The sequence below is a fragment of the Dermacoccus sp. PAMC28757 genome (genome assembly GCF_014302635.1).
GTDB lineage: Bacteria > Actinomycetota > Actinomycetes > Actinomycetales > Dermatophilaceae > Dermacoccus > Dermacoccus abyssi.
On sequence record NZ_CP060292.1, the window covers coordinates 1,924,066 to 1,944,254 of the forward strand.

A 20,189-nucleotide genomic window follows, 5' to 3' on the forward strand; every position below is an offset into this window, starting at 1 on the left:
GGAACGGGGGCTCAGGTCCAGGCGTCGCTCTCGACCGGACGATCGGGATCGGTGATCCAGTCCGACCACGATCCGACGTAGACGGCCGGGTCCGGGAAGACGCCGCTCACCTCGAGGGCGAGAGCCAGGTGCATGGCCTGCACACCGGAGCCGCAGTACACGCCGACGCGCTGGTGCGTGGGCAGGCCCTTGGCGGTGAACCGCATGGCGAGGTCGTCGGTCGACAGGAAGCGCCCGTCTGGGCCGACGTTCGACAGGGCGGGGATGTTGACGGCGCCGGGGATGCGTCCGGCGACGGCGTCGACCGGTTCGTTCTGGCCGGCAAAACGTTCGGGGGATCGGGCGTCGATGAGCAGGTGGCGGTCTGCGAGGTCGGCTGCGCCTTCGGCGTCGACGGCGGTGAGATGGCGCGGTGTGGCGACGAAGTCGCCTTCCTCGGCGGCGGAGTCCTCGCCGGGCACGACGTCGCCACCCGCGGCGACCCAGGCGTCGAACCCTCCGTCGAGGACCTGGACGTCGAGCTTGCCGAAGTAGCGCAGAAGCCACCACGCACGGGCGGCCGCCAGGGAGTTGGAGGCGTCGTAGACGACGACCGGAACGTCGTTCATCACGCCGGCGGCGCGCATGGCCGACTGAAAGCTCTTCCGGTTCGGCATGGGGTGACGGCCACCTTCTCCGCCGTCGCCCGGCGTTCCGGTGAGGGCGTCCTCGAACTCCACCCAGCGTGCGCCGGGAAGGTGAGCTTCTGCGTAGGCAGGACGCTGCGATTCGCCACCGAGCACCCACCGCGCGTCGAGCAGCGTGATGGGTTCACCGGCGTCGAGGCGCTGCTTCAGGCGCGTGGCCGAGACCAGGGGGTGCGGGAGGCGAGTCATGCTCTCAGCGTAGTGGGCGGGGCCGCTCGACTGCCGTCGTAGTGGGCGGAATGTGCAACGCTATGCGCATGTGCCGCAACATCCGTCCGTTGAACAACTTCGAGCCTCCGGCCACCGACGACGAGGTGCGCGCCGCAGCGTTGCAGTACGTGCGCAAGATCGGTGGATCCACCAAGCCCTCCGCCGCCAACGAGGCCGCGTACGAGGCGGCCGTCGAGGCGATCACCGCCGCGTCGCGCGAACTCATCGACTCCCTGGTCACCTACGCGCCGCCGAAGGACCGAGAGGTCGAAGCGATCAAGGCACGCGAGCGCGCTCGCGTGCGTTACGGGAGGGCCAGCTGATGAGCGAGATCACCATCGAACCCGTGGGGCCGGCCGAGCAGGAGGTGCTCGACAAGTGGCTCGACGATGCTGCGCGCTGGAACATCGACGTCACGGATGTCCGCTCCATCGATCGCGCGTACGAGAGCTACGTCGACGACGTCCTTGACCAGGACGAGGACGAGCGTGAGGATCCGACGCCGTTCGTCGCCATGCTCGGCTTCGCGCTCGGCCAGTGGCTGACGCTGGAGTCCGTCCTCGAGTGGCGCGTCATCACCGATGCGGACGGCCGCGACCTGGGTCTTTCCCTGCCGGACGAGTCGAGCATCATGTTCCCCAGCGACTTCATCGCAGACGCCTGGAACGAGATGCGCCGCGACTGGCTCAACGGCTGGGCCACCGACCTTCGCAACCAGCTCGAGGCCCTTCGCTGAACGCCTACACCGCCGCCGACCGCGAGCGTTACGTCGTCGAGGATCTGACACGTAAGCGCTCCGATCGTGATGACTTCGCGCGCGACAGGGCGCGCATCGTCCACTCGGCGGCCTTGCGCCGGTTGTCGACGAAAACGCAGGTGTGGCAGGCAGGTACGGACGATTTCGTTCGCAACCGGTTGACACATTCACTCGAGGTGGCGCAGATCGGGCGCGAACTGGCAGACGCTCTCGGGTGCAACAGCGACGTCGTCGACGCCGCATGTTTGGCCCACGATCTGGGGCACCCACCGTTCGGGCACTTCGGTGAGCAGGTCCTTGACGCTCTGTGCGACGACATCGGTGGTTTCGAGGGCAACGCCCAGACGTTCCGACTCCTCACACGCCTCGAGGCGAAGCGTCAGACCCCGAAGGGGCGCCCTGCCGGGCTCAACCTCACGCGGGCGACGCTCGACGCGTCGACGAAGTACCCCTGGCGGCGCGGCCATGGCCCCGAGGGCTCCCGCAAGTTCGGGGTGTACGAGGACGATCGCGACGTCTTCGACTTCGTGCGTGACGGTGTGGAAGGCGGCACGTGTCTCGAGGCGCAGATCATGGACTGGGCCGACGACGTGGCCTACAGCGTGCACGACGTCGAGGACGCCATCGCGGCCGAGGCCCTGGACCTGAAGGCGCTCGGCGGCACGGCGGAGCGGACGGCTGTCGTCGAGGTGGCCGCACGGATGTATGCGCCCGACCTGCCGGCGGCAGTCCTCGACGAAGCGCTGGAACGGGTTCTGCGTGACGACCTTCCAGCGACGTACGACGGCACCCGCCGCGATCTCGCGGCTCTCAAGGACATGACGAGCACCCTCGTCGGACGCTTCGCGGCAGCGCCCGAGGACGCCACGCGGGAGCGCTACGGCAGTGCCCCGCTCGTGCGCTACGAGGCACGCCTCGTCATCCCGGACGACGTGCGCGCTCAGGTGGCCGTGCTCAAGGGAATCTCGGCGCACTTCGTCATGTTCACTCCGATGCGCGACGAACAGCACACACGGCAGCGTGAGGTCGTGGAGGCGCTCGTGGCGCACTTCGCCGAGCATCCGGACGACATGGACCCCATGTTCCTCGACGACATCGAACACGCCACGTCGGACGCGGAGGCGCTGCGCGTCGTCGTGGACCAAGTGGCGAGCCTGACGGACGCCCGGGCCGTGCGCCTCGGCGTCCACAGTCACTGAGCCAGGCGAACACCCCTCGCGCCTAAACTGAGGGGACGCGTGAAGATCCCGGAAGGAGCGACGTGGCCGGTCTCATCAAGGCGGAGGACATCGCTGCTGTCAAGGACCGCGTGGACATCGAGGACGTCGTCTCCGAGCACGTCACGCTGCGTCGGGCCGGTGCCGGTTCGCTCAAGGGTCTGTGCCCGTTCCACGACGAGAAGACGCCGAGTTTCACCGTGCGCCCCGCTGTCGGCGTTTACCACTGCTTCGGGTGTGGCCAGTCGGGCGACGTCATCTCCTTCGTCATGGAGCTCGAGCACCTCACGTTCACGGACGCCGTCGAGCGTCTGGCCGCGAAGGTCGGCTTGGAGCTGCGCTACGAGGAGGGCGAGCGGCCCGACCGCGAGCCGGCCGGGCGCCGCATGCGTCTCGTCGAGGCCCACCGGGTGGCCGAGGAGTTCTACCTCGAGCGGCTCATCGGCGACAAGGGCGAGCATGCCCGCGCCGGGCGTGACTTCCTGCGGGCCAAGGGCTTCAACGGCACCCACGCCAAGCACTTCGGCGTCGGCTTTGCGCCGCGTTCCGGTGACGCTCTTGTCGCGCACCTCCAGGCCAAGGGCTTCAACCCCGACGAGATGACGGCCTCTGGTCTGGCGGGGCAGTCCTCGCGCGGGCTCTACGACCGCTTCCGCGGGCGAGTGGTGTGGCCGATCCGTGACATCACGGGCGACACCGTCGGCTTCGGCGCGCGCCGGATCTTCGACGACGACCGCATCGAGGCGAAGTACCTCAACACGAGCGAGACGCCGATCTACAAGAAGACCCACATGCTTTACGGCCTCGACCTCGCGAAGAAGACGATCTCGCGTGAGCGCCGCGCTGTCGTCGTCGAGGGGTACACCGATGTCATGGCCGCGCACCTGGCCGGCGTCGACAACGCCGTCGCGACCTGTGGCACGGCCTTCGGCGTCGACCACATCAAGTCGTTGCGCCGCATCATGCGGGACGAGGCCGGTGGTACGCCGGCCCGTGTCATCTTCACCTTCGACGGCGACGCAGCCGGCCAGAAGGCAGCGATGAAGGCGTTCGAGGAGGATCAGCGCTGGGCGTCCCAGTCGTTCGTGGCCGTCGCGAAGGACGGTATGGACCCGTGCGACCTGCGGCTGCGCCACGGCGACGAGGCGGTCAAGGCCCTCATCGACGACGCGGTGCCCATGTTCGAGTTCGCGGTGCGTACGACGATCTCCGGGTTCGATCTCGACCACGCCGAGGGCCGCGTATCGGCGATGAAGGCTGTTGCGCCGATCATCGCGGGTATCCGCGACACGACGTTGCGTCCGGAGTACGTGCGCACGGTGGCGGGCTGGATCGGTGTCGAGATCGAACAGCTCAACGCCGCCGTTCGCACCGCGCCCAAGGGCGGTACGGCTCGACGCTACGAGAACCGGCGTGCCACGGCCCAGCGTCCACCTGAGGGGCAGCAGCAGAACGAGACAGCCAGTCGCCCCGACGCGGGCATCCCGGTCGCGCCGGAGCGTCCGCGTATCCCCAAGCCGGATCCTCGTGATCCGACGATCGCGGGGGAGCGGCAGTTGCTCCAGGTGATGCTTCAGTACCCCGAGTCGTTGAAGGGCACCGTCTTCGAGCAACTGCGCCCCGGCGACCTTCGCGCACCGGCGCACCGGTTCATCCTGGATGCTGCGATCAAGGCGGGCGGGCCGTCACGTGTGACGTCCATCGGGGCGTGGAACGAGGCCATCCGCTCGAGCACCGACCCGCAGTTGCACGACGTGCTCACCGAACTTGTGGTGCGCGACCTGCCGACGAAGCTCGACCCGACGACGGGGCGCCCCGACGAGCGCTACGTCGGGGCGCTCATCCAGAACGTGCAGGAGGGCGCGCTCAACGCGGCGATCGCCGACGCTCTGGGCCGCCTGCGCCGTCTGGACCCGGGCGCGAGCGGTTACGCCGACGACTCCCGCGCGGCCAGCGCGAGGCTGTTCGAACTGCAGACTCAGCTCAACCGACTGCGTGAGGCCGGCATGCGCTGAACCGGTGGCAAGGCGATTATGAACGGCTGAGAAACCTTTGCTACAGTTACGGCGCGCCAAACGTTCGGGTGAGAGCCCGGGCCGCTGGGTCAAGCATTCCCCTATAGCTCAATTGGCAGAGCATTCGACTGTTAATCGGAGGGTTCTTGGTTCGAGTCCAAGTGGGGGAGCACAACGAGAAGGGCCGCGAAAGCGGCCCTTTTTCGTTGCCCTTCTCCGGGCAGGTGAACAGGTACGAAACGAGGCCCCCGCGATCAGATCGTGGGGGCCTCGTCGAGGGATCGACCTACACCTGTTTGTTGTGTACGGCGAGGTCGACGCCGGGGGCCCCGACCGTTGCGACACCGGCTGTGACGCCGCCCGCCGGGCCGCCGCCCTGAGCGCCGTCCTCGGCTGCGCGGCCGCGGTTCTGCAGCCACTTCTCAGCGAGCACGGCGACCTTGGAGATCGCGTAGTTGAGCAGGATGTAGATCGTGCCGATGACGATGAGCGTCGGCACGATGTTGGCGAAGATCGTCGAGGCGTTCTTGCCCTTGTAGAGCATCTCGCCGTACTGAACCTGGTAACCCAGCGCCGTGTCCTTGAGGATGACGACGAGCTGGCTGATCAGGGTCGGCAGCATCGCGGTGACAGCCTGGGGGAGCAGGATCGAACGCAGCGTCTGCGAGTCGGTCAGACCGATCGCGACACCCGCCTCGCGCTGGCCCTTGGGCAGCTGGTCGACGCCGGAGCGGATGACCTCGGCGACCACGGAACCGTTGTAGATGACGAGGGCCGTGACGGTCGCGATGAAGGCGTGGATGTCCTCGGCGCCGCCGCGGGTGAGTGCGCCGTAGAGAAACAGCATCATGAGCAGGACGGGGACGGCGCGCCCGAACTCGACGATGACACCCGCGGCCCAGCTCAGGGGCTTGATCTGCGACATGCGAGCCATCGCGAAGATGACACCGAAGATCGTCGCGCCGATCATGCCGGCGAAGGCCGCCTTCAGCGTGCCCACGAGGCCGGGGAGGATGTACTCCTTCCACAGCTCAGGGTCCGTGAACGGCTTCCACATGGCGGCCGTGAACTGTCCCTTGTCGTCAAGTCGCTTGTAGACGACCCAGAGGACGGCTGCCAACAGCAGGACACCGAACCCGGTCAGGATCATGTGACGACGGCGGGCCTTGGGGCCCGGCGCGTCGAAGAGAACTCCGGCGCTCATCGCTTCACCGCCAACTTCTTGCCGAGGTGGCCGACGAGAAGTCCGGTCGGCAGGGTCAGGAGGACGAAGGCGATCGCCGAGGCCACGAAGGCCTGGTTGAGCAGACCCGGGTCGTCCTCGGTGACCTTCGCGAGCATCGCCGCCATTTCAGCCACGCCGATGACGACGGCGACCGTCGTGTTCTTCGTGAGGGCGATGAGGGCGTTGCCCAACGGAACAATCGAGCCGCGGAAGGCCTGGGGGAGGATGACCTCGCGCAGCGACTGCCCGAACGTCAGACCGATCGAGCGAGCGGCCTCGGCCTGCCCGAGCGGAATGGTGTTCACACCGGAACGCAGCGACTCGCAGACGTACGACGCGTGATAGAGCACGAGACCGACGACCGCGAGGCGGAAGTTGTTCGTGTCGAAGAAGTCGGGGCTCTTGCTGTCCGCAAGGTTTATACCCAGCTTTGCCCACAGCACGAGGTTGCACGACAGGATGATGAGCGTCAGCGGCGTGTTGCGGAAGATGTTGACGTACGAGGTGCCCAGGAAACGCAGCATCGGCACCGGCGACATGCGCAGAACGGCGACCAGGGTGCCCACGACGAGGGAACCGATAGCCGCAGCAATCGTCAGCTTGATCGTCATCCACAGCGCGGACAGCAGATCATAATCGCTGAAAAGCGTTGACATGCAATGCCTTTCGGAACGTGCGAGGCGGGTGGGGCTGGTGAAAGTTCACCGGCCCCACCCGCCGCGTCAGATAGATCAGGAGCAGGCTTCGAACGACTTCGGCGGGTTCACCTTGGTGTCGTACTTGAAGTCGGCGCCGAGGTTGGCCTCGACGGCCTTCTTCCACTCGCCGGAGTCGACCATCTTCTTGATCGCGGCGTTGACCTTCTCGCAGGTGGCCTTGTCGCCCTTCTTCAAGCCGACGCCGTACTTCTCCTCGGTGAACGGGTCACCGACGAGCTTGAACTTGCCCTTGTAGGCATCCTGGTTGGCGTAGCCGGCGAGGATCGTGTTGTCCGTCGTCATGGCCTCGATGGCGCCCGAGGCGAGAGCGTCAGCACACTCGGAGTACTTGTCGTACTTCTGGGGCACGAGGTTCGGCTGCTTCTCCTTGAGGTTGTCGACCGACGTCGAACCGGTGACGGAGCAGACCTTCTTGCCCGACAGGTCGGAGACGCTCTTGATCGAGCTGTCCGACTTCACGAGGACCGACTGGCCGGCGATGAAGTAGGGGCCGCCGAAGGAGACGACCTTCTTGCGCTTGTCGGTGATCGAGTAGGTCGCGAAGATCATCTTCACGGAGCCGTTCTCGAGCATCTTCTCGCGCTGCTTGGACGGCGTTTCGACGAACTCGATCTTGTCCGCCTCGTAGCCCATTTCCTTGGCGACGTACTTGGCGACGTCGACGTCGAGACCCTTGTAGTCGGAACCGGCCTTGAGGCCGAGACCCGGCTGGTCGAACTTGATGCCGATCTTGACCTTGTCGCCCGAGCCGGAGCTCGACTCGTCGTCACTGCCGCCACAGGCGCTGAGGCCGAGGGCGAGGGACGCGACGCCGACCGTGGCGATTGCGCGCTTCATCATGGATTTCCTCCTGGTAAAAGACCTGACCCGAGGGTCAGTGGGTGAGGATCTTGCCGAGGAAATCCTTGGCGCGATCGGACTTGGGGTTGGTGAAGAACTCTTCGGGCTCAGCCTGCTCGAGGATCTCGCCGTCGGCCATGAAGATGACGCGGTCGGCAGCGCGACGGGCGAAGCCCATCTCGTGCGTGACGACGATCATCGTCATGCCCTCCTTGGCCAGCTGCGCCATGACGTCGAGGACCTCGTTGATCATCTCGGGGTCGAGGGCGGAGGTGGGCTCGTCGAAGAGCATGACCTTCGGCTCCATGGCGAGAGAGCGCGCGATGGCCACACGCTGCTGCTGACCGCCGGAGAGCTGGGCCGGGAACTTCTTGGCCTGGTGGTCGACGCCCACGCGCTTGAGCAGTTCCATGGCGCGCGACTCGGCGTCGCCCTTGGACTTCTTGCGCACCTTGATCGGGCCGAGGGTCACGTTGTCGAGAATCGTCTTGTGGGCGAAGAGGTTGAACGACTGGAAGACCATCCCGACGTCGGCGCGCAGCTTCGCGAGGCCCGCTCCCTCGGCGGGAAGCTCCTTGCCGTCGATCTGGATCGTGCCGTTCTCGATCGTCTCGAGGCGGTTGATCGTGCGGCACAGCGTCGACTTACCCGAACCCGACGGGCCGAGGATGACGACGACCTCGCCGCGGTTGATCGTGAGGTTGATGTCCTTCAGGACATGCAGGTCACCGTAGTGCTTGTTGACACCCTCGAGAACGACGAGCGGCTCGCCGCGCTTCGCCCGGATGTCGGACTGCTCGGTGGCAGTGGTGGCTCCAGTCATGGATGTGAGCGTAGTAACGCCTGCACGGATGAGCGCTACCGGATGCTCACCTGTGACCTAATCGGTACAAACACACAAGCATAGGTATGACGGGGTTTTGGAGGTTCGCGGCCACGTGGGCGCTGCACCCGGTGTTGGCTGCGGACTCGTCCTTGGGGGCGAGCGGCTACACTTCCGCGAGTGCCGGGCGCCTGAGCGCCGGGCTCGGGGCGGTAGCTCAGCCGGTCAGAGCAGAGGACTCATAATCCTTGGGTCGTGGGTTCAAGCCCCACCCGCCCTACTCCGAAGTCCAGTTTTCGACCGCGCCCGCCCGCGTGGCGTTCTCGCCTTCGCCGTGCCCGTGAGGCATGATGGGGCCACAACCGCACAGTTCGAACACCTGAAATCGCATGAGGTCGTTGGGGAAGACGTCCCTCGCGCACACAGGAGGTTCGGATGTCGATGACGTCGACACGCGTCATGACCCGCGGGGTGGTGTTCGTTCACTCCACCCCAGCGGCGCTGTGCCCGCACATCGAATGGGCCCTGGAGAGCATCCTGGGCCTCGACGTGTCCCTCGAGTGGACCGATCAGCCCGTCGCGCCCGGCCTCGTGCGCACCGAGTTCAGCTGGGCCGGTGACGCCGGTACCGGCGCGCGGCTCGCCAGCGCCCTGCGCGGCTGGGATCACGTGCGCTACGAGGTCACCGAAGAGCCCTCGGCCGGCACGGACGGCTCGCGTTGGTCGCACACGCCCAGCCTGGGCATCCATCACACCTGGACCTCCGCCAGCGGCGACGCCGTCGTCAGCGAGGACCGACTGCGCAGCGCACTCATGGCGAGCGGCGGCGACCCGCAGGAGTTCCGCGCCGAGATGGCCGAACTGCTCGGCACGGCCTGGGACCAGGAACTGGAGCCCTTCCGGTACGCCGGTGACGGTGCGCCCGTGCGCTGGCTCCACCGCGTCGGCTGACCTGACGCCCACACACCAAAGGGCGGTGCCTTCCTCTGGGGGAGGCACCGCCCTTTCGCGTGCAGTCAGTGAGCGAACGTCACAGCGGAATGTTGCCGTGCTCGCCTCGGCGAGCCGGAGCCTCGGCGAGCGCAGCCACGAGTGCTCCGCGCGTCTTCGTCGGCTCGACGACCTCGTCGACGACACCGATCTCCTGCGCACGCTCCAAGCCACCGGCGAGCACTGCGTGCTCCGCTGCCAGTTCCTCCTCGACGCGCGCACGGTCGTCGATCTCGACCTCGGCCAGACGACGGCGGTGCAGGATGCGCACGGCCGCGACGTGACCCATGACGGCCACCTCCGCGCTCGGCCACGCGAACACCTTCGTCGCGCCGAGCGAACGGCTGTTCATCGCGATGTACGCGCCGCCGTACGTCTTGCGCGTCACGAGCGTCACGCGCGGGACCACCGACTCGCCGAACGCGTGCAGCAGCTTCGCGCCGCGGCGCACGACACCGTCCCACTCCTGCCCGACGCCCGGCAGGTAACCCGGAACGTCGACGAGGACGACGAGCGGGATGCCGAACGCGTCGCACATACGCACGAAGCGGGCCGTCTTCTCGGCGGCGGGGGAGTCGAGGCAGCCACCGAGGCGCATCGGGTTGTTCGCGATGACGCCGACCGTGCGTCCGCCGAAACGCCCCAGAGCCGTGACGATGTTCGGCGCCCACTTCGCGTGGAGCTCGATGATCTCGGCCGCGTCGTCGAAGAGGTTGTCGACGAGCGGGTGCACGTCGTAGGCACGCTTCGCGTTCTCCGGGAACGTCTCGCCCAGGTCGCGCTCCTCGGTGCCCGCGACATCGAACTCACGCTGATCGGCCATGAGGGAGGCGAGCAGGCGTCCGCGCTCGAACGCCTCGTCCTCGGTCTCCGTCACGACGTGGACCACACCCGAACGACGCCCGTGTGGCTCCGGGCCACCCAGACGCGCGGCGTCGACGTTCTCGCCGGTGACGCTGCGCACGACGTCAGGACCGGTGACGAAGATGCGGCCCTTCTCGGCCATGATGACGACGTCCGTGAGGGCCGGGCCGTACGCCGCGCCGCCCGCGGCCGCGCCGATGACGACGGAGATCTGCGGGATCTTGCCCGAGGCGCGCGTCATGATGGCGAACACCTCACCCACGGCGTGGAGGCTGACCACGCCCTCCGCGAGGCGGGCACCACCCGAGTGCCACAGGCCGATGATCGGCGTGCCTTCGGCGAGAGCGATGTCGTACGCCTCGACGATGGCCTTGCAGCCCTCGACGCCCATGGCACCGCCCTGGACGCGAGCGTCGGAGCAGAACACGACGACGGGTGCGCCGTTCGCGCGGCCACGCGCCGAGACGAAGCCCGACTTCTCGACCTCGTTGATGATCTCCACCGTGCCGTCGTCGAGGAAGTTCTCCAGACGCAGGTTCGGGTCGCGCGGGTCGGCGGCAGGCGCCTCCGGCGCAGCGGTGAGGGCGTTCATGAAGCACTCCTGAGGGTTACGGCGACGTTGTGGCCGCCGAAGCCGAACGAGTTGTTGAGAACGGCGACGTCGCCGTCGGGCAGCTTGCGCGCCTCGCCGCGCACGAGGTCGAGGTCGGCGAACGGCTCGTCCACCTCGTCGACGTTGATCGTGGCCGGCACGAGGCGGTGATGGACGGTGAGCGCCGCGATGAGCGTCTCGAGTGCACCTGCGGCACCGAGGAGGTGGCCCGTCATCGACTTCGTGCCGGTGACCGCGATGCCACCGGCAGCGTCACCGAACGCACGGCGGATCGCGGTGGCTTCCGCGACGTCACCGACCGGCGTCGAGGTGGCGTGGGCGTTGATGTGCACGATGTCGGCGGGCGTCAGCCCGGCGCTCGTGATGGCCTCGGTCATGGCGCGAGCGGCACCTGCACCCTCCGGGTCGCCGGCGGTGATGTGGTAGGAGTCAGCGGACATTCCCAGCCCCGCGAACTCGGCGTAGATCGTGGCGCCACGGGCCTTGGCGTGCTCGTACTCCTCGAGCACGACGACAGCCGCGCCCTCGCCGAGCACGAAGCCGTCACGGTCGGGAGCCCACGGACGCGAAGCAGTCTCGGGGGAGTCGTTGCGCGTCGACATGGCGCGCGCAGCAGCGAAACCGGCGATCGGCAGCGGGTGCATCGGTGCTTCGCTACCGCCGGCGATGGCCATGTCGGCTCGACCGGAGGCGATCATCTGGGCCGCGAAGCCCATCGACTCCGCACCCGAGGAACACGCGGAAACCGACGTGTGAGCGCCCGCCTTGGCGCCGAACTCCATCGACACGTTGCCGGAGGCAGCGTTCGGCATGAGCATCGGCACAGTGAGGGGGTAGATGCGACGCGCACCCTTCTCCTTGAGCACGTCGTACTGGTCGAGCAGCGACTGCACGCCGCCGATACCCGTACCGATGGCGGAGGCGAGACGCTCCGGCTCGACCTCGGGGGAGCCGGCGTCGGCCCACGCCTCACGGGCCGCCACCATGGCGTACTGCGTGAACGGGTCCATGCGCTTGAGCTCGACCTTCGCCAGCGTCGAGGCAGGGCTCTCGGCGAGCGTGGCGGCGAAGGTGACGGGCAGCTCGTACTCGCTCACCCAGCTCTCCTCAAGGGTGCGGGCGCCGCTCTTGCCGGCCAGCAGAGCTTCCCAGGTGGCGGGCGCGGTGGCGCCCAGCGGAGTGGTGGCTCCAAGGCCGGTGATGACGACTCGGCGGTTCTCGCTCATGAGGCGAACTCCTCGGTGCGGGGTGTGACGGAAGCGGGTGGGACGCGGTGGCTCACCGAGCGGGTGAGCCACCGTCGTCCGGCCTGGTGAAGGTTCAGGCCTGGGCGTTCTTGATGTAGTTGACGGCGTCGCCGACGGTGACGAGGTTCTTGACCTCTTCGTCCGGGATGCGCACGCCGAACTTCTCCTCGGCGTTGACGACGATCGTCATCATCGACAGCGAGTCGATGTCGAGGTCGTCGGTGAAGGACTTGTCCGACTGGACCGACGAGGCGTCGATGCCCGTCTCCTCGTTGACGATCTCGGCGAGGCCGGCGAGGATCTCCTGCTCGGAAGCAGCCATGGTGTCTCTCCTTGTGGTTGCTCGATCGGCATTCGATCGAGGTCGGTATCTGACTCACCTCGGGTTACCCGCCGAGGCGCGGGAACTGGTGGGTTACGGAATCTCGATGACCTGCGCGGCGTACGCGAGGCCGGCACCGAAGCCGATCTGCAGCGCGATGTCGCCGCTCTTGGCCTGGCCCTCACGGATCATCCGCTCGGCGGCCAGCGGCACCGACGCCGCGGAGGTGTTGGCCATGTCGACGATGTCGCGGGCGACCTTGACGTGCTCGGGCAGCTTCATCTGCTTGACCATCGCGTCGATGATGCGCGTGTTGGCCTGGTGGGGGATGAACACGTCGATGTCGTCCGGTGTCAGCCCTGCGGCCTCCACGGCCTGCAGTGCAACCGGAGCCATGCTCCACACGGCCCAGCGGAAGACGGACTGGCCGGCCATCGTGATCCTGGGGTCGGCCTGGTGGCCTTCGCCTACCTGACGAATCGACTCCCAGCCGGAGCCGTCGCTGCCCCAGATCGTCGGGCCGATGCCGACGTGGTCGCTCGGGCCGACGACGGCCGCTCCGGCGCCGTCACCGAAGATGAAAGCCGAACCGCGATCGGTGAGGTCGAGAACGTCCGTCAGTTTCTCCGCGCCGATGACGAGCACGTGGCTCGCATCGCCGGAGCGGATCATGTCCGAGGCCAGGCCGATGCCGAAGCAGTAGCCGGCGCACGCCGCGGCGATGTCGATGGCTGCCGGCTTGTCGAGCCCGAGGCGGTCGGCGAGCATCGGTGCAGCTGCGGGGGTGAACAGGTGGTGGGTGACCGAACCGACGAGGACACCGTCGATGAGTGACGGGTCGATGCCGGAGTTCGCGATCGCCTCACGGGCGGCGGCCTCGGCCATGTCGAGCATCGTCTCTTCGGGACGCGCAAAACGGCGGGTCTTGATGCCCGATCGCTCCTGGATCCACTCGTCGGAGGAATCGATCGGACCGACGATCTCGTCGTTCGTCACGAGGCGTTCCGGGCGGTAGGCACCCACGCCGAGCACGCGGGTGAACTCGGCTCCGGTGCGCTGGGTGATCGTCGCCATCACGCACCTGCCGGGTGCAGGCGGACGAGCGGCTGGCCGGGCGACACCGGGTCCTCGTCCTCGACGAGCCACTCGATGATGCGTCCGCCGTGCGGCGCCACGGCGTTATAGGCGTCACGTGCGGTGACGACCTGGCCGATCGTCTCGCCGGGGCGGATCGTGTCGCCCTCGGCCAGCGGCGCGCGGGTGATCGTGCCCTTGGCCGGCGCGATGACGAGACGCCAAGCCGGTTCGATGTCGTCCTCGAGCACGCCGTGCTCCCGCACCATGCGGTGCGCATCGTCGAGGTCGTCCGGGGTCTTGACGGCGAGCGTCTCGACGCCGGGCATCGCCCGCTTGGCCAGGCCGACGAGCGTGCCCGCCGGGGGAATCTCGATGAGACCCGTGACGCCCATGGCCTTGAACGTCTCCATCGTGAGATCCCAGCGAACCGGGTTGCGCACCTGGGTGACGAGACGCTTGAGCACCTTCGTGCCGTCGTGGACGACGAGACCGTCCTTGTTCGACACGAGCGGGATGCGCGGGTCGTGCGTCGAGATGGCGCCGGCAAAGGCAGAGAGGCGGTCCAGCGCGGGCGCCATGTGCTCGGTGTGGAACGCTCCGGCGACCGGCAGCGGCACGACGCGGGCCTTGGCCGGCGGTTCGGCCTTGAGGTCCTCGAGCTGCTCGAGCGTGCCCGCGGCGACGATCTGGCCGGCGCCGTTCATGTTGGCGGGGGTGAGGCCCTTGGCCTCGAGGTGGGCGACGACCTCGCTCTGCTCGCCGCCCATGACGGCGCTCATGCCGGTGGGGGTGACGGCGGCTGAGTCGGCCATTCCGGCGCCGCGCTCACGCACAAACACCATGGCCTGCTCGGCCGTGAGGACGCCCGCGGCGGCAGCTGCGGTGATCTCACCGACGCTGTGGCCCGCACCGGCGCTGACCGAACGGAAGCCCTCGACGGGGTGCTCGAACAGCGCGAGAAGCGAGACGAGCCCGCTCGCGACGATGAGGGGCTGCGCGACGGCCGTGTCTTTGATGGTGGGCGCGTCGGCCTCGGTGCCGTAGTGCACGAGGTCCATACCCGCGCAGGCCGACAGCCAGGTCATGCGGGAGCGGAAATCCGGCAGCTCAAGCCACGGGCGAAGGAAACCGGGGGTCTGGGAGCCCTGTCCAGGGCACACGATCGCAAGCACGGTTCCACTCTGCCCGGCCTGGCACCTGCACTGCGACCGGGCGGGCGACGAACTTCGCGAGTGTGATTTGTAGGGTTCCTACAAGCCGACGTCCCCGCGGGGGCGTCGTGCGCGGCGCCCGGCCTCGAGGTCGGCGAACATGATCGCGAGCCGCAGAGCGAACGCGTCATGGGTGTCCGTGAGGTCGAGGTCGGTGGCGTCGAGGATGCGTCCGAGCCGGTATCGCACAGTGTTGGCGTGGACGAACAGCTCGCGCGCGGTGCCTTCGAGCGAACCCGTGCGCAGGTACGTGCGGGCCGTGTCGCCCAGTGGCGAACCCACGTCGAGCGTGCCGGTCGCGATGGAGGCCAACGCGCGGCGCGCCTTGTCGTCTCCCGCAACGGCCCTGGCCGCGAGCAGGTCGTCGCTTCGGGTCGGGCGAGGCAGCTGTGGTGCCGCCGGCGCCGCCTCGTAACCGCGGATGGCGTCGCGGGCGGAACGCCCGGCAGCGTAGAGGTGGGGCACCTTGGGGCCACAGACGACGGGGCCCGGTCCGAAATGATCTGCGAGGGTCGTCGCGGCTTCGATCGGATCCGTCACCGGCCCGATGATGGCGATCATGCGTCGCCCTTCGACCGAGACGAGCACCTCGAGGCCGGCATGACGAGCGGCGCGCCGCAGCGGGTCGACGACGCTCGACTCCCCGCCCGCGGGGCTGGAGCCGACGACCACCGTCACGCCGCGCACCTCGGCCCACCCGAGAGCGTTGACACGCGAGCCGAGGGATTCGTCCGGCTCACCGCGGACGACGGCGTCGACGACGAGGGATTCGAGTCGGGCGTCCCACGCGCCGCGTGACTCCGCGGCTCGGGCATAGACGTGCGCGGCCCCGAACGCCACTTCGCGCGCGTATCTCAGGACGGCCTCGCGCACCGTGGCGCGCTCCTCGGCCCGCGCATGCTGCGGCGCTTCCTCCTCGACCACCTCGATGACGGTGCGCAGCAGGTCGAGGGTCTGTTCCAGGGTGATGCGCCGCGCCAGCTCGCGCGGGGCGTTGGCGAAGATGTCGATGGCGTGCGAGTCGTCGACGGAGGGGTCTCGTAGCCAGCCGAGGAAGGAGCGGATGCCGTCCTGCGCGATGACGCCGATCCAGCTGCGATCGTCGGCCGCGAGGTCGGAGAACCACGCGTGACGGCTCTCGACGCGGGCGCTCGCGTGGGTGGCCATGGCTGAACTCGCCCGGTGGATCGCCGTCATCGATGCGTCGGAGACGGGGGAGTGCGCAACCATGCGCCACACCGTACCGTCACGGCCGCCGAGGCCGGGTTCCCCGGTTCGTTCCCTGTTCACTTCCCCGACGCGCCATGATCACACCGAGGCGGTCTCATGGCCTTCATGAAGCGACGATCACTCCTGTCACTCACCACCGCCTCGGCGGCGACGTTCGCTCTGGACGGTGCCGCACAGGCCTCCACGACCTCCGGTCATCGACGTCATGGACACGGTGCGCGTTACCGCAAGCCCTACGTCGTCGGACACCGCGGAGCGAGCGGCTACCGCCCCGAGCACACACTCGAGGCCTACCGTCTGGCGGCACGCATGGGTGCCGACATCATCGAACCGGACCTCGTCATCACGAAGGACGGCGTGCTCGTCGTACGCCACGAGCCGGAGATCTCGGGCACGACGGATGTCGCGAAGCGCCCCGAGTTCGCCTCGCGCAAGACGACGAAGTCGCTCGACGGCAAACCGGTCACCGGATGGTTCACGGAGGACTTCACGCTCGCCGAGCTCCGGACGCTGCGCGCTGTGGAGAGGTTGCCCGAGCTGCGTCAGCACAACACGATCTACGACGGGCTGTGGCAGGTGCCGACGTTCGAGGAGGTGCTCAAGCTGCGCCGCGAACTGGAGCGCGAGCTCGGGCGCACGATCGGCGTCTACCCCGAGACGAAGCACTCCACGTACTTTCGCGCGCAGGGCAAGCCACTCGAGGAGAAGCTCGTCCCGCTCATCCGCACCTACGGGCTCGACCGGCCCGGTGCCCCGATCTTCATCCAGTCGTTCGAACTGCAGAACCTGCTCGACCTGCGCACTCGCTTCAAGGTAAAGGCACCACTCGTCTTCCTCACTGACGCGAAGGGCGGCCCCTTCGCCGACCCGAAGAAGCGCTCCTACGCCCACCTGACGTCACCGGCCGGGCTGCGGGAGTGGGCACACCTGCTCGACGGTCTGGGGCCGTCGGTCAAGCAGGTCATCGCCTGGAACGCGGACAACACCCTCGGTGCTCCGACGTCTCTCGTTCGCGATGCCCACGCGGTCGGCCTCCAGGTGTGCCCGTGGACGGTGCGGGCCGAGAACGACTTCCTGCCCGCGGACCTGCGCAACGGAAGCAACCCCGGCGATTTCGGTCGGGTCGTCGACTATCTCGAGAAGCTGTACGCCACCGGCATCGACGGGATCTTCTCGGACATGCCGGACTTCGCCGTTCTCGCACGCGAGAGGTACCTCAGCCGGCGTTGACGCGCGTCCGCCTCGGTGCACGAAGGGGCCGGTCACCGCAGTTCAGCGGTGACCGGCCCCTCGCTATTGCTCTGGCGGTGTCGGTCTACGACTCGCCGCCGGCGTTGCCGGAGGTTCCGGCACGCACGTCGAGCAGCTGGTACTTATCGGCGGCCTGCTTCGGCACGTCCTTGTCGACCTCACCGCGGTCGGCCAGCGACTGCAGTGCGCGCACGGCCATGGACGGACCGTCGATGTGGAAGAAGCGACGAGCCGCAGCGCGGGTGTCGGAGAAACCGAACCCGTCGGCGCCGAGGGAGTGGTACTCGCCCGGCACGTACTGACGGATCTGGTCGTGCACCTGACGCATCGAGTCGGACGTCGCGATGACCGGCCCGGGGGCGTCCTGCAGCTTCTGCGTGACGTACGGGACGCGACGCTCCTCGTCCGGGTGGAGGAAGTTGTGCTCGTCGGCCTCGAGACCGTCACGACGCAGCTCGTTCCACGACGTCACCGACCACACGTCGGCGACGACGCCCCAGTCGTCCTTGAGCAGCTCCTGCGCCTCGAGAGCCCACGGCACACCGACGCCCGAAGCGAGCAGCTGCGTGCGCGGAGCGTTCTCGCCGACACCGTCGAACGAGCCGTCCTTGAGCTTGTAGATGCCACGCAGGATGCCCTCGGCGTCCACGTTCTCCGGCTCGGCCCGCTGCACGAGCGGCTCGTTGTAGACCGTGAGGTAGTAGATGACGTTCTCGGCGTTCGGGCCGTACATCTTGTTCAGGCCGTCCTGGACGATGTGCGCGATCTCGTACCCGTAAGCCGGGTCGTAGGCGCGAATCGCCGGGTTGGACGCCGCGAGAAGCAGGCCGTGACCGTCCGCGTGCTGCAGACCCTCACCCGTCAGCGTCGTGCGACCGGCGGTGGCTCCGATGAGGAAGCCGCGAGCCATCTGGTCGGCAGCCGCCCAGATCGAGTCACCCGTGCGCTGGAAACCGAACATCGAGTAGAAGACGTAGACGGGCACCATCGGCACGTCGTTCGTCTCGTACGCCGAACCGACGGCGGTGAACGCCGCCACCGAACCGGCCTCGTTGATGCCCAGGTGAAGCAGCTGACCCTGCGGCGACTCCTTGTAGGCGAGCATGAGCTCGGCGTCGACGGAGCGGTAGTGCTGACCGTGCGGGTTGTAGATCTTCGCCGTCGGGAAGAACGCGTCCATGCCGAACGTGCGCGCCTCGTCGGGGATGATCGGCACGATGTGCTTGCCGAACTCCTTGTCGCGCATGAGTTCCTTGAGGATGCGCACGAAGGCCATCGTCGTGGCCACTTCCTGCTTGCCCGAGCCCTTCTTCGCGATCTTGTAGGCCTCGTCGCCCGGCAGCGTCAGCTCACCGGAGCGGCCCTTGCGCGACGGCAGTCCGCCACCGAGCTTGGCGCGGCGTTCCATGAGGTACTGGATCGCCGGGTCGTCCTCACCCGGGTGGTAGTACGGCGGACGGTACGGGTCCTTCTCGAGCTCCTCGTCGCTGATCGGGATCTGCAGCGAGTCGCGGAACATCTTGAGGTCCTCGAGCGTCATCTTCTTCATCTGGTGCGTCGCGTTACGTCCCGCGAAGTGCGTGCCGAGCGAGTAGCCCTTGATGGTGTGCGCGAGGATGACGGTGGGCTGGCCCGTGTGCTCCGTGGCGGCCTTGTAGGCGGCGTACACCTTGCGGTAGTCGTGGCCACCGCGCTTGAGCTTCCACCACAGGTCGTCGTCCGACCAGCTCTCGACCATCTTGCGCGTGCGCGGGTCCTGACCGAAGAAGTGCTCACGCACGAACGCGCCGTCGTTGGCGCGGATGGTCTGGTAGTCGCCGTCACGCGTCTTGTTCATGATGTTGACGAGCGCGCCATCGCGGTCCTGGGCCAGTAGCGGGTCCCACCCGCGGCCCCACAGCACCTTGATGACGTTCCAGCCCGCGCCGCGGAAGAACGCCTCGAGCTCCTGGACGATCTTGCCGTTACCGCGCACCGGACCGTCGAGGCGCTGCAGGTTGCAATTGACGACGAACGTGAGGTTGTCGAGCTCCTCGTTGGCTGCCCACTGCAGGGCGCCGCGGCTCTCGACCTCGTCCATCTCGCCGTCACCGAGGAAGGCCCACACGTGCTGCTCGGACGTGTCCTTGAGGCCACGGTTGTGCAGGTACTTGTTGACCATGGCCTGATAGATGGCATTCATCGGGCCGATGCCCATGGACACCGTCGGGAACTCCCAGAACTCCGGCATGTTGCGCGGGTGCGGGTAGCTCGGCAGACCGGCGGGCTCACCGTCGATGAAGTGGCTCTTCTCCTGACGGAAGCCGTCGAGCTGCTCCTCGCTCAGGCGACCCTCGAGGTAGGCGCGCGAGTAAATACCGGGGGAGGCGTGGCCCTGGATGAAGATCTGGTCACCGCCGCCCGGGTGGTCCTTGCCGCGGAAGAAGTGGTTGAAGCCGACTTCGTAGAGCGTCGCGGCCGAGGCGTACGTGGAGATGTGGCCGCCGACGCCGATGTCGGGGCGCTGCGCGCGGTGCACCATGACCGCAGCGTTCCAGCGGATCCAGGCGCGGTACTTGCGCTCCATGTCCTCGTCGCCCGGGAACCACGGCTCGGACTCGGGGCCGATCGTGTTGATGTAGTCCGTCGCGGTCAGCGACGGCACGCCGATCTGCTGGCCGCGGGCACGCTCGAGGAGCTTGAGCATGACGTAGCGGGCGCGGTTACGGCCCTGCTCGTCGATGACACCGTCGAGAGAGTCGAGCCATTCCTGGGTCTCCTCCGGATCGACGTCCGGCAACTGGCTCGGGATGCCATTGAGAATCGGGCCGGCTTCATCAAGGGACACGGTGCGTCCTTTCAGTTTCTTCGTCGGCGCTACCTGGCACGCGCCACTGCCCCCATCCTGCCCCC

At 67.7% G+C, this 20,189-nt stretch carries 18 protein-coding genes and 2 tRNA genes; 8 read left to right on the top strand and 12 right to left on the bottom strand.

Going from position 1 to position 20,189, the window contains the following annotated elements; translation table 11 throughout:
• Positions 1-11 precede the first annotated feature (11 nt).
• Entirely contained in the window at positions 12-875 is an 864-nt protein-coding gene (locus H7F30_RS09260) for a sulfurtransferase (RefSeq protein ID WP_047312077.1), read from the bottom strand.
• A 68-nt stretch (positions 876-943) separates the two neighbouring features.
• Here H7F30_RS09260 and H7F30_RS09265 point away from each other — a divergent pair, with 68 nt between their 5' ends.
• The 5 genes from H7F30_RS09265 (at position 944) to H7F30_RS09285 (ending at position 5,055) form a co-directional block, all read left to right on the top strand.
• Complete coding sequence (locus H7F30_RS09265) at positions 944-1,219, top strand: DUF2277 domain-containing protein (protein ID WP_187034715.1); 276 nt, start codon at positions 944-946, stop codon at positions 1,217-1,219.
• A complete protein-coding gene (locus H7F30_RS09270) occupies positions 1,219-1,632 on the top strand; it encodes a DUF3806 domain-containing protein (protein WP_187034717.1) in 414 nt (137 codons plus the stop codon). The genes H7F30_RS09265 and H7F30_RS09270 overlap by 1 nt, the downstream gene beginning before the upstream one ends.
• A complete protein-coding gene (locus H7F30_RS09275) occupies positions 1,629-2,852 on the top strand; it encodes a deoxyguanosinetriphosphate triphosphohydrolase (protein ID WP_255465014.1) in 1,224 nt (407 codons plus the stop codon). The genes H7F30_RS09270 and H7F30_RS09275 overlap by 4 nt, the downstream gene beginning before the upstream one ends.
• Positions 2,853-2,914: 62 nt before the next feature.
• A complete protein-coding gene (dnaG, locus tag H7F30_RS09280) occupies positions 2,915-4,885 on the top strand; it encodes a DNA primase (protein WP_187034719.1) in 1,971 nt (656 codons plus the stop codon).
• Positions 4,886-4,982: 97 nt separating this feature from the next.
• Positions 4,983-5,055: transfer RNA gene (locus H7F30_RS09285), tRNA-Asn, on the top strand.
• 116 nt (positions 5,056-5,171) lie between these two features.
• Here H7F30_RS09285 and H7F30_RS09290 read toward each other — a convergent pair.
• From H7F30_RS09290 to H7F30_RS09305, 4 genes are all read right to left on the bottom strand, one after another.
• Positions 5,172-6,089, bottom strand: a complete 918-nt coding sequence (locus H7F30_RS09290; RefSeq protein WP_187034721.1) for an amino acid ABC transporter permease — start codon at positions 6,087-6,089, stop codon at positions 5,172-5,174.
• Entirely contained in the window at positions 6,086-6,766 is a 681-nt protein-coding gene (locus H7F30_RS09295) for an amino acid ABC transporter permease (protein WP_047312081.1), read from the bottom strand. Before H7F30_RS09295 ends, H7F30_RS09290 begins: the two co-directional genes overlap by 4 nt.
• Before the next feature lie 75 nt (positions 6,767-6,841).
• Positions 6,842-7,669 carry a glutamate ABC transporter substrate-binding protein gene (locus tag H7F30_RS09300; RefSeq protein WP_047312082.1) on the bottom strand — a complete coding sequence of 276 codons (828 nt, stop codon included), beginning with the start codon at positions 7,667-7,669 and terminating at the stop codon, positions 6,842-6,844.
• Between the two features lie 34 nt (positions 7,670-7,703).
• Positions 7,704-8,492, bottom strand: coding sequence for an amino acid ABC transporter ATP-binding protein (locus tag H7F30_RS09305; RefSeq protein ID WP_187034723.1), 789 nt, complete (start codon positions 8,490-8,492; stop codon positions 7,704-7,706).
• Between the two features lie 206 nt (positions 8,493-8,698).
• Between H7F30_RS09305 and H7F30_RS09310 the strand changes: the two genes are divergently transcribed.
• Both H7F30_RS09310 and H7F30_RS09315 read left to right on the top strand, forming a co-directional pair.
• Positions 8,699-8,772 (top strand) — tRNA-Ile (locus H7F30_RS09310).
• Positions 8,773-8,933: 161 nt separating this feature from the next.
• The gene (locus H7F30_RS09315) at positions 8,934-9,443 is read left to right on the top strand and encodes a DUF3145 domain-containing protein (RefSeq protein ID WP_370563187.1); all 510 of its coding nucleotides are present in this window, start codon (positions 8,934-8,936) and stop codon (positions 9,441-9,443) included.
• 79 nt (positions 9,444-9,522) lie between these two features.
• On the opposite strand, the gene H7F30_RS09320 is transcribed toward H7F30_RS09315, so the two are convergent.
• From H7F30_RS09320 to H7F30_RS09345, 6 genes are all read right to left on the bottom strand, one after another.
• Positions 9,523-10,938, bottom strand: coding sequence for an acyl-CoA carboxylase subunit beta (locus H7F30_RS09320; protein WP_047312084.1), 1,416 nt, complete (start codon positions 10,936-10,938; stop codon positions 9,523-9,525).
• Complete coding sequence (gene fabF, locus H7F30_RS09325; RefSeq protein ID WP_187034726.1) at positions 10,935-12,185, bottom strand: beta-ketoacyl-ACP synthase II; 1,251 nt, start codon at positions 12,183-12,185, stop codon at positions 10,935-10,937. The genes H7F30_RS09320 and fabF overlap by 4 nt, the downstream gene beginning before the upstream one ends.
• 94 nt (positions 12,186-12,279) lie before the next feature.
• Positions 12,280-12,528 (bottom strand): acyl carrier protein, encoded by a 249-nt coding sequence (locus H7F30_RS09330; protein ID WP_047312086.1) that lies wholly within the window; start codon positions 12,526-12,528, stop codon positions 12,280-12,282.
• A gap of 93 nt (positions 12,529-12,621) precedes the next feature.
• A complete protein-coding gene (locus H7F30_RS09335; protein WP_187034728.1) occupies positions 12,622-13,602 on the bottom strand; it encodes a beta-ketoacyl-ACP synthase III in 981 nt (326 codons plus the stop codon).
• Positions 13,602-14,777 (bottom strand): acyltransferase domain-containing protein, encoded by a 1,176-nt coding sequence (locus tag H7F30_RS09340; RefSeq protein WP_129665379.1) that lies wholly within the window; start codon positions 14,775-14,777, stop codon positions 13,602-13,604. The genes H7F30_RS09335 and H7F30_RS09340 overlap by 1 nt, the downstream gene beginning before the upstream one ends.
• A 78-nt stretch (positions 14,778-14,855) precedes the next feature.
• Positions 14,856-16,046 carry a CdaR family transcriptional regulator gene (locus H7F30_RS09345; RefSeq protein WP_187034730.1) on the bottom strand — a complete coding sequence of 397 codons (1,191 nt, stop codon included), beginning with the start codon at positions 16,044-16,046 and terminating at the stop codon, positions 14,856-14,858.
• A gap of 96 nt (positions 16,047-16,142) precedes the next feature.
• Between H7F30_RS09345 and H7F30_RS09350 the strand changes: the two genes are divergently transcribed.
• Positions 16,143-17,276, top strand: coding sequence for a glycerophosphodiester phosphodiesterase (locus H7F30_RS09350; protein ID WP_255464727.1), 1,134 nt, complete (start codon positions 16,143-16,145; stop codon positions 17,274-17,276).
• Between the two features lie 85 nt (positions 17,277-17,361).
• Here the strand turns inward: H7F30_RS09350 and aceE are convergent, their stop codons facing one another.
• A complete protein-coding gene (aceE, locus tag H7F30_RS09355) occupies positions 17,362-20,124 on the bottom strand; it encodes a pyruvate dehydrogenase (acetyl-transferring), homodimeric type (RefSeq protein WP_187034734.1) in 2,763 nt (920 codons plus the stop codon).
• Positions 20,125-20,189 lie beyond the last annotated feature (65 nt).

Excerpts from the sequence above, each read along its gene's own strand:
- H7F30_RS09260 (WP_047312077.1), bottom strand. The coding sequence starts at position 875 with ATGACTCGCCTCCCGCACCCCCTGGTCTCGGCCACGCGCCTGAAGCAG.
- H7F30_RS09265 (WP_187034715.1), top strand. The coding sequence starts at position 944 with ATGTGCCGCAACATCCGTCCGTTGAACAACTTCGAGCCTCCGGCCACC.
- H7F30_RS09270 (WP_187034717.1), top strand. The coding sequence starts at position 1,219 with ATGAGCGAGATCACCATCGAACCCGTGGGGCCGGCCGAGCAGGAGGTG.
- H7F30_RS09290 (WP_187034721.1), bottom strand. The coding sequence starts at position 6,089 with ATGAGCGCCGGAGTTCTCTTCGACGCGCCGGGCCCCAAGGCCCGCCGT.
- H7F30_RS09295 (WP_047312081.1), bottom strand. The coding sequence starts at position 6,766 with ATGTCAACGCTTTTCAGCGATTATGATCTGCTGTCCGCGCTGTGGATG.
- H7F30_RS09300 (WP_047312082.1), bottom strand. The coding sequence starts at position 7,669 with ATGATGAAGCGCGCAATCGCCACGGTCGGCGTCGCGTCCCTCGCCCTC.
- H7F30_RS09305 (WP_187034723.1), bottom strand. The coding sequence starts at position 8,492 with ATGACTGGAGCCACCACTGCCACCGAGCAGTCCGACATCCGGGCGAAG.
- H7F30_RS09315 (WP_370563187.1), top strand. The coding sequence starts at position 8,934 with ATGACGTCGACACGCGTCATGACCCGCGGGGTGGTGTTCGTTCACTCC.
- H7F30_RS09320 (WP_047312084.1), bottom strand. The coding sequence starts at position 10,938 with ATGAACGCCCTCACCGCTGCGCCGGAGGCGCCTGCCGCCGACCCGCGC.
- fabF (WP_187034726.1), bottom strand. The coding sequence starts at position 12,185 with ATGAGCGAGAACCGCCGAGTCGTCATCACCGGCCTTGGAGCCACCACT.
- H7F30_RS09330 (WP_047312086.1), bottom strand. The coding sequence starts at position 12,528 with ATGGCTGCTTCCGAGCAGGAGATCCTCGCCGGCCTCGCCGAGATCGTC.
- H7F30_RS09335 (WP_187034728.1), bottom strand. The coding sequence starts at position 13,602 with ATGGCGACGATCACCCAGCGCACCGGAGCCGAGTTCACCCGCGTGCTC.
- H7F30_RS09345 (WP_187034730.1), bottom strand. The coding sequence starts at position 16,046 with ATGGTTGCGCACTCCCCCGTCTCCGACGCATCGATGACGGCGATCCAC.
- H7F30_RS09350 (WP_255464727.1), top strand. The coding sequence starts at position 16,143 with ATGGCCTTCATGAAGCGACGATCACTCCTGTCACTCACCACCGCCTCG.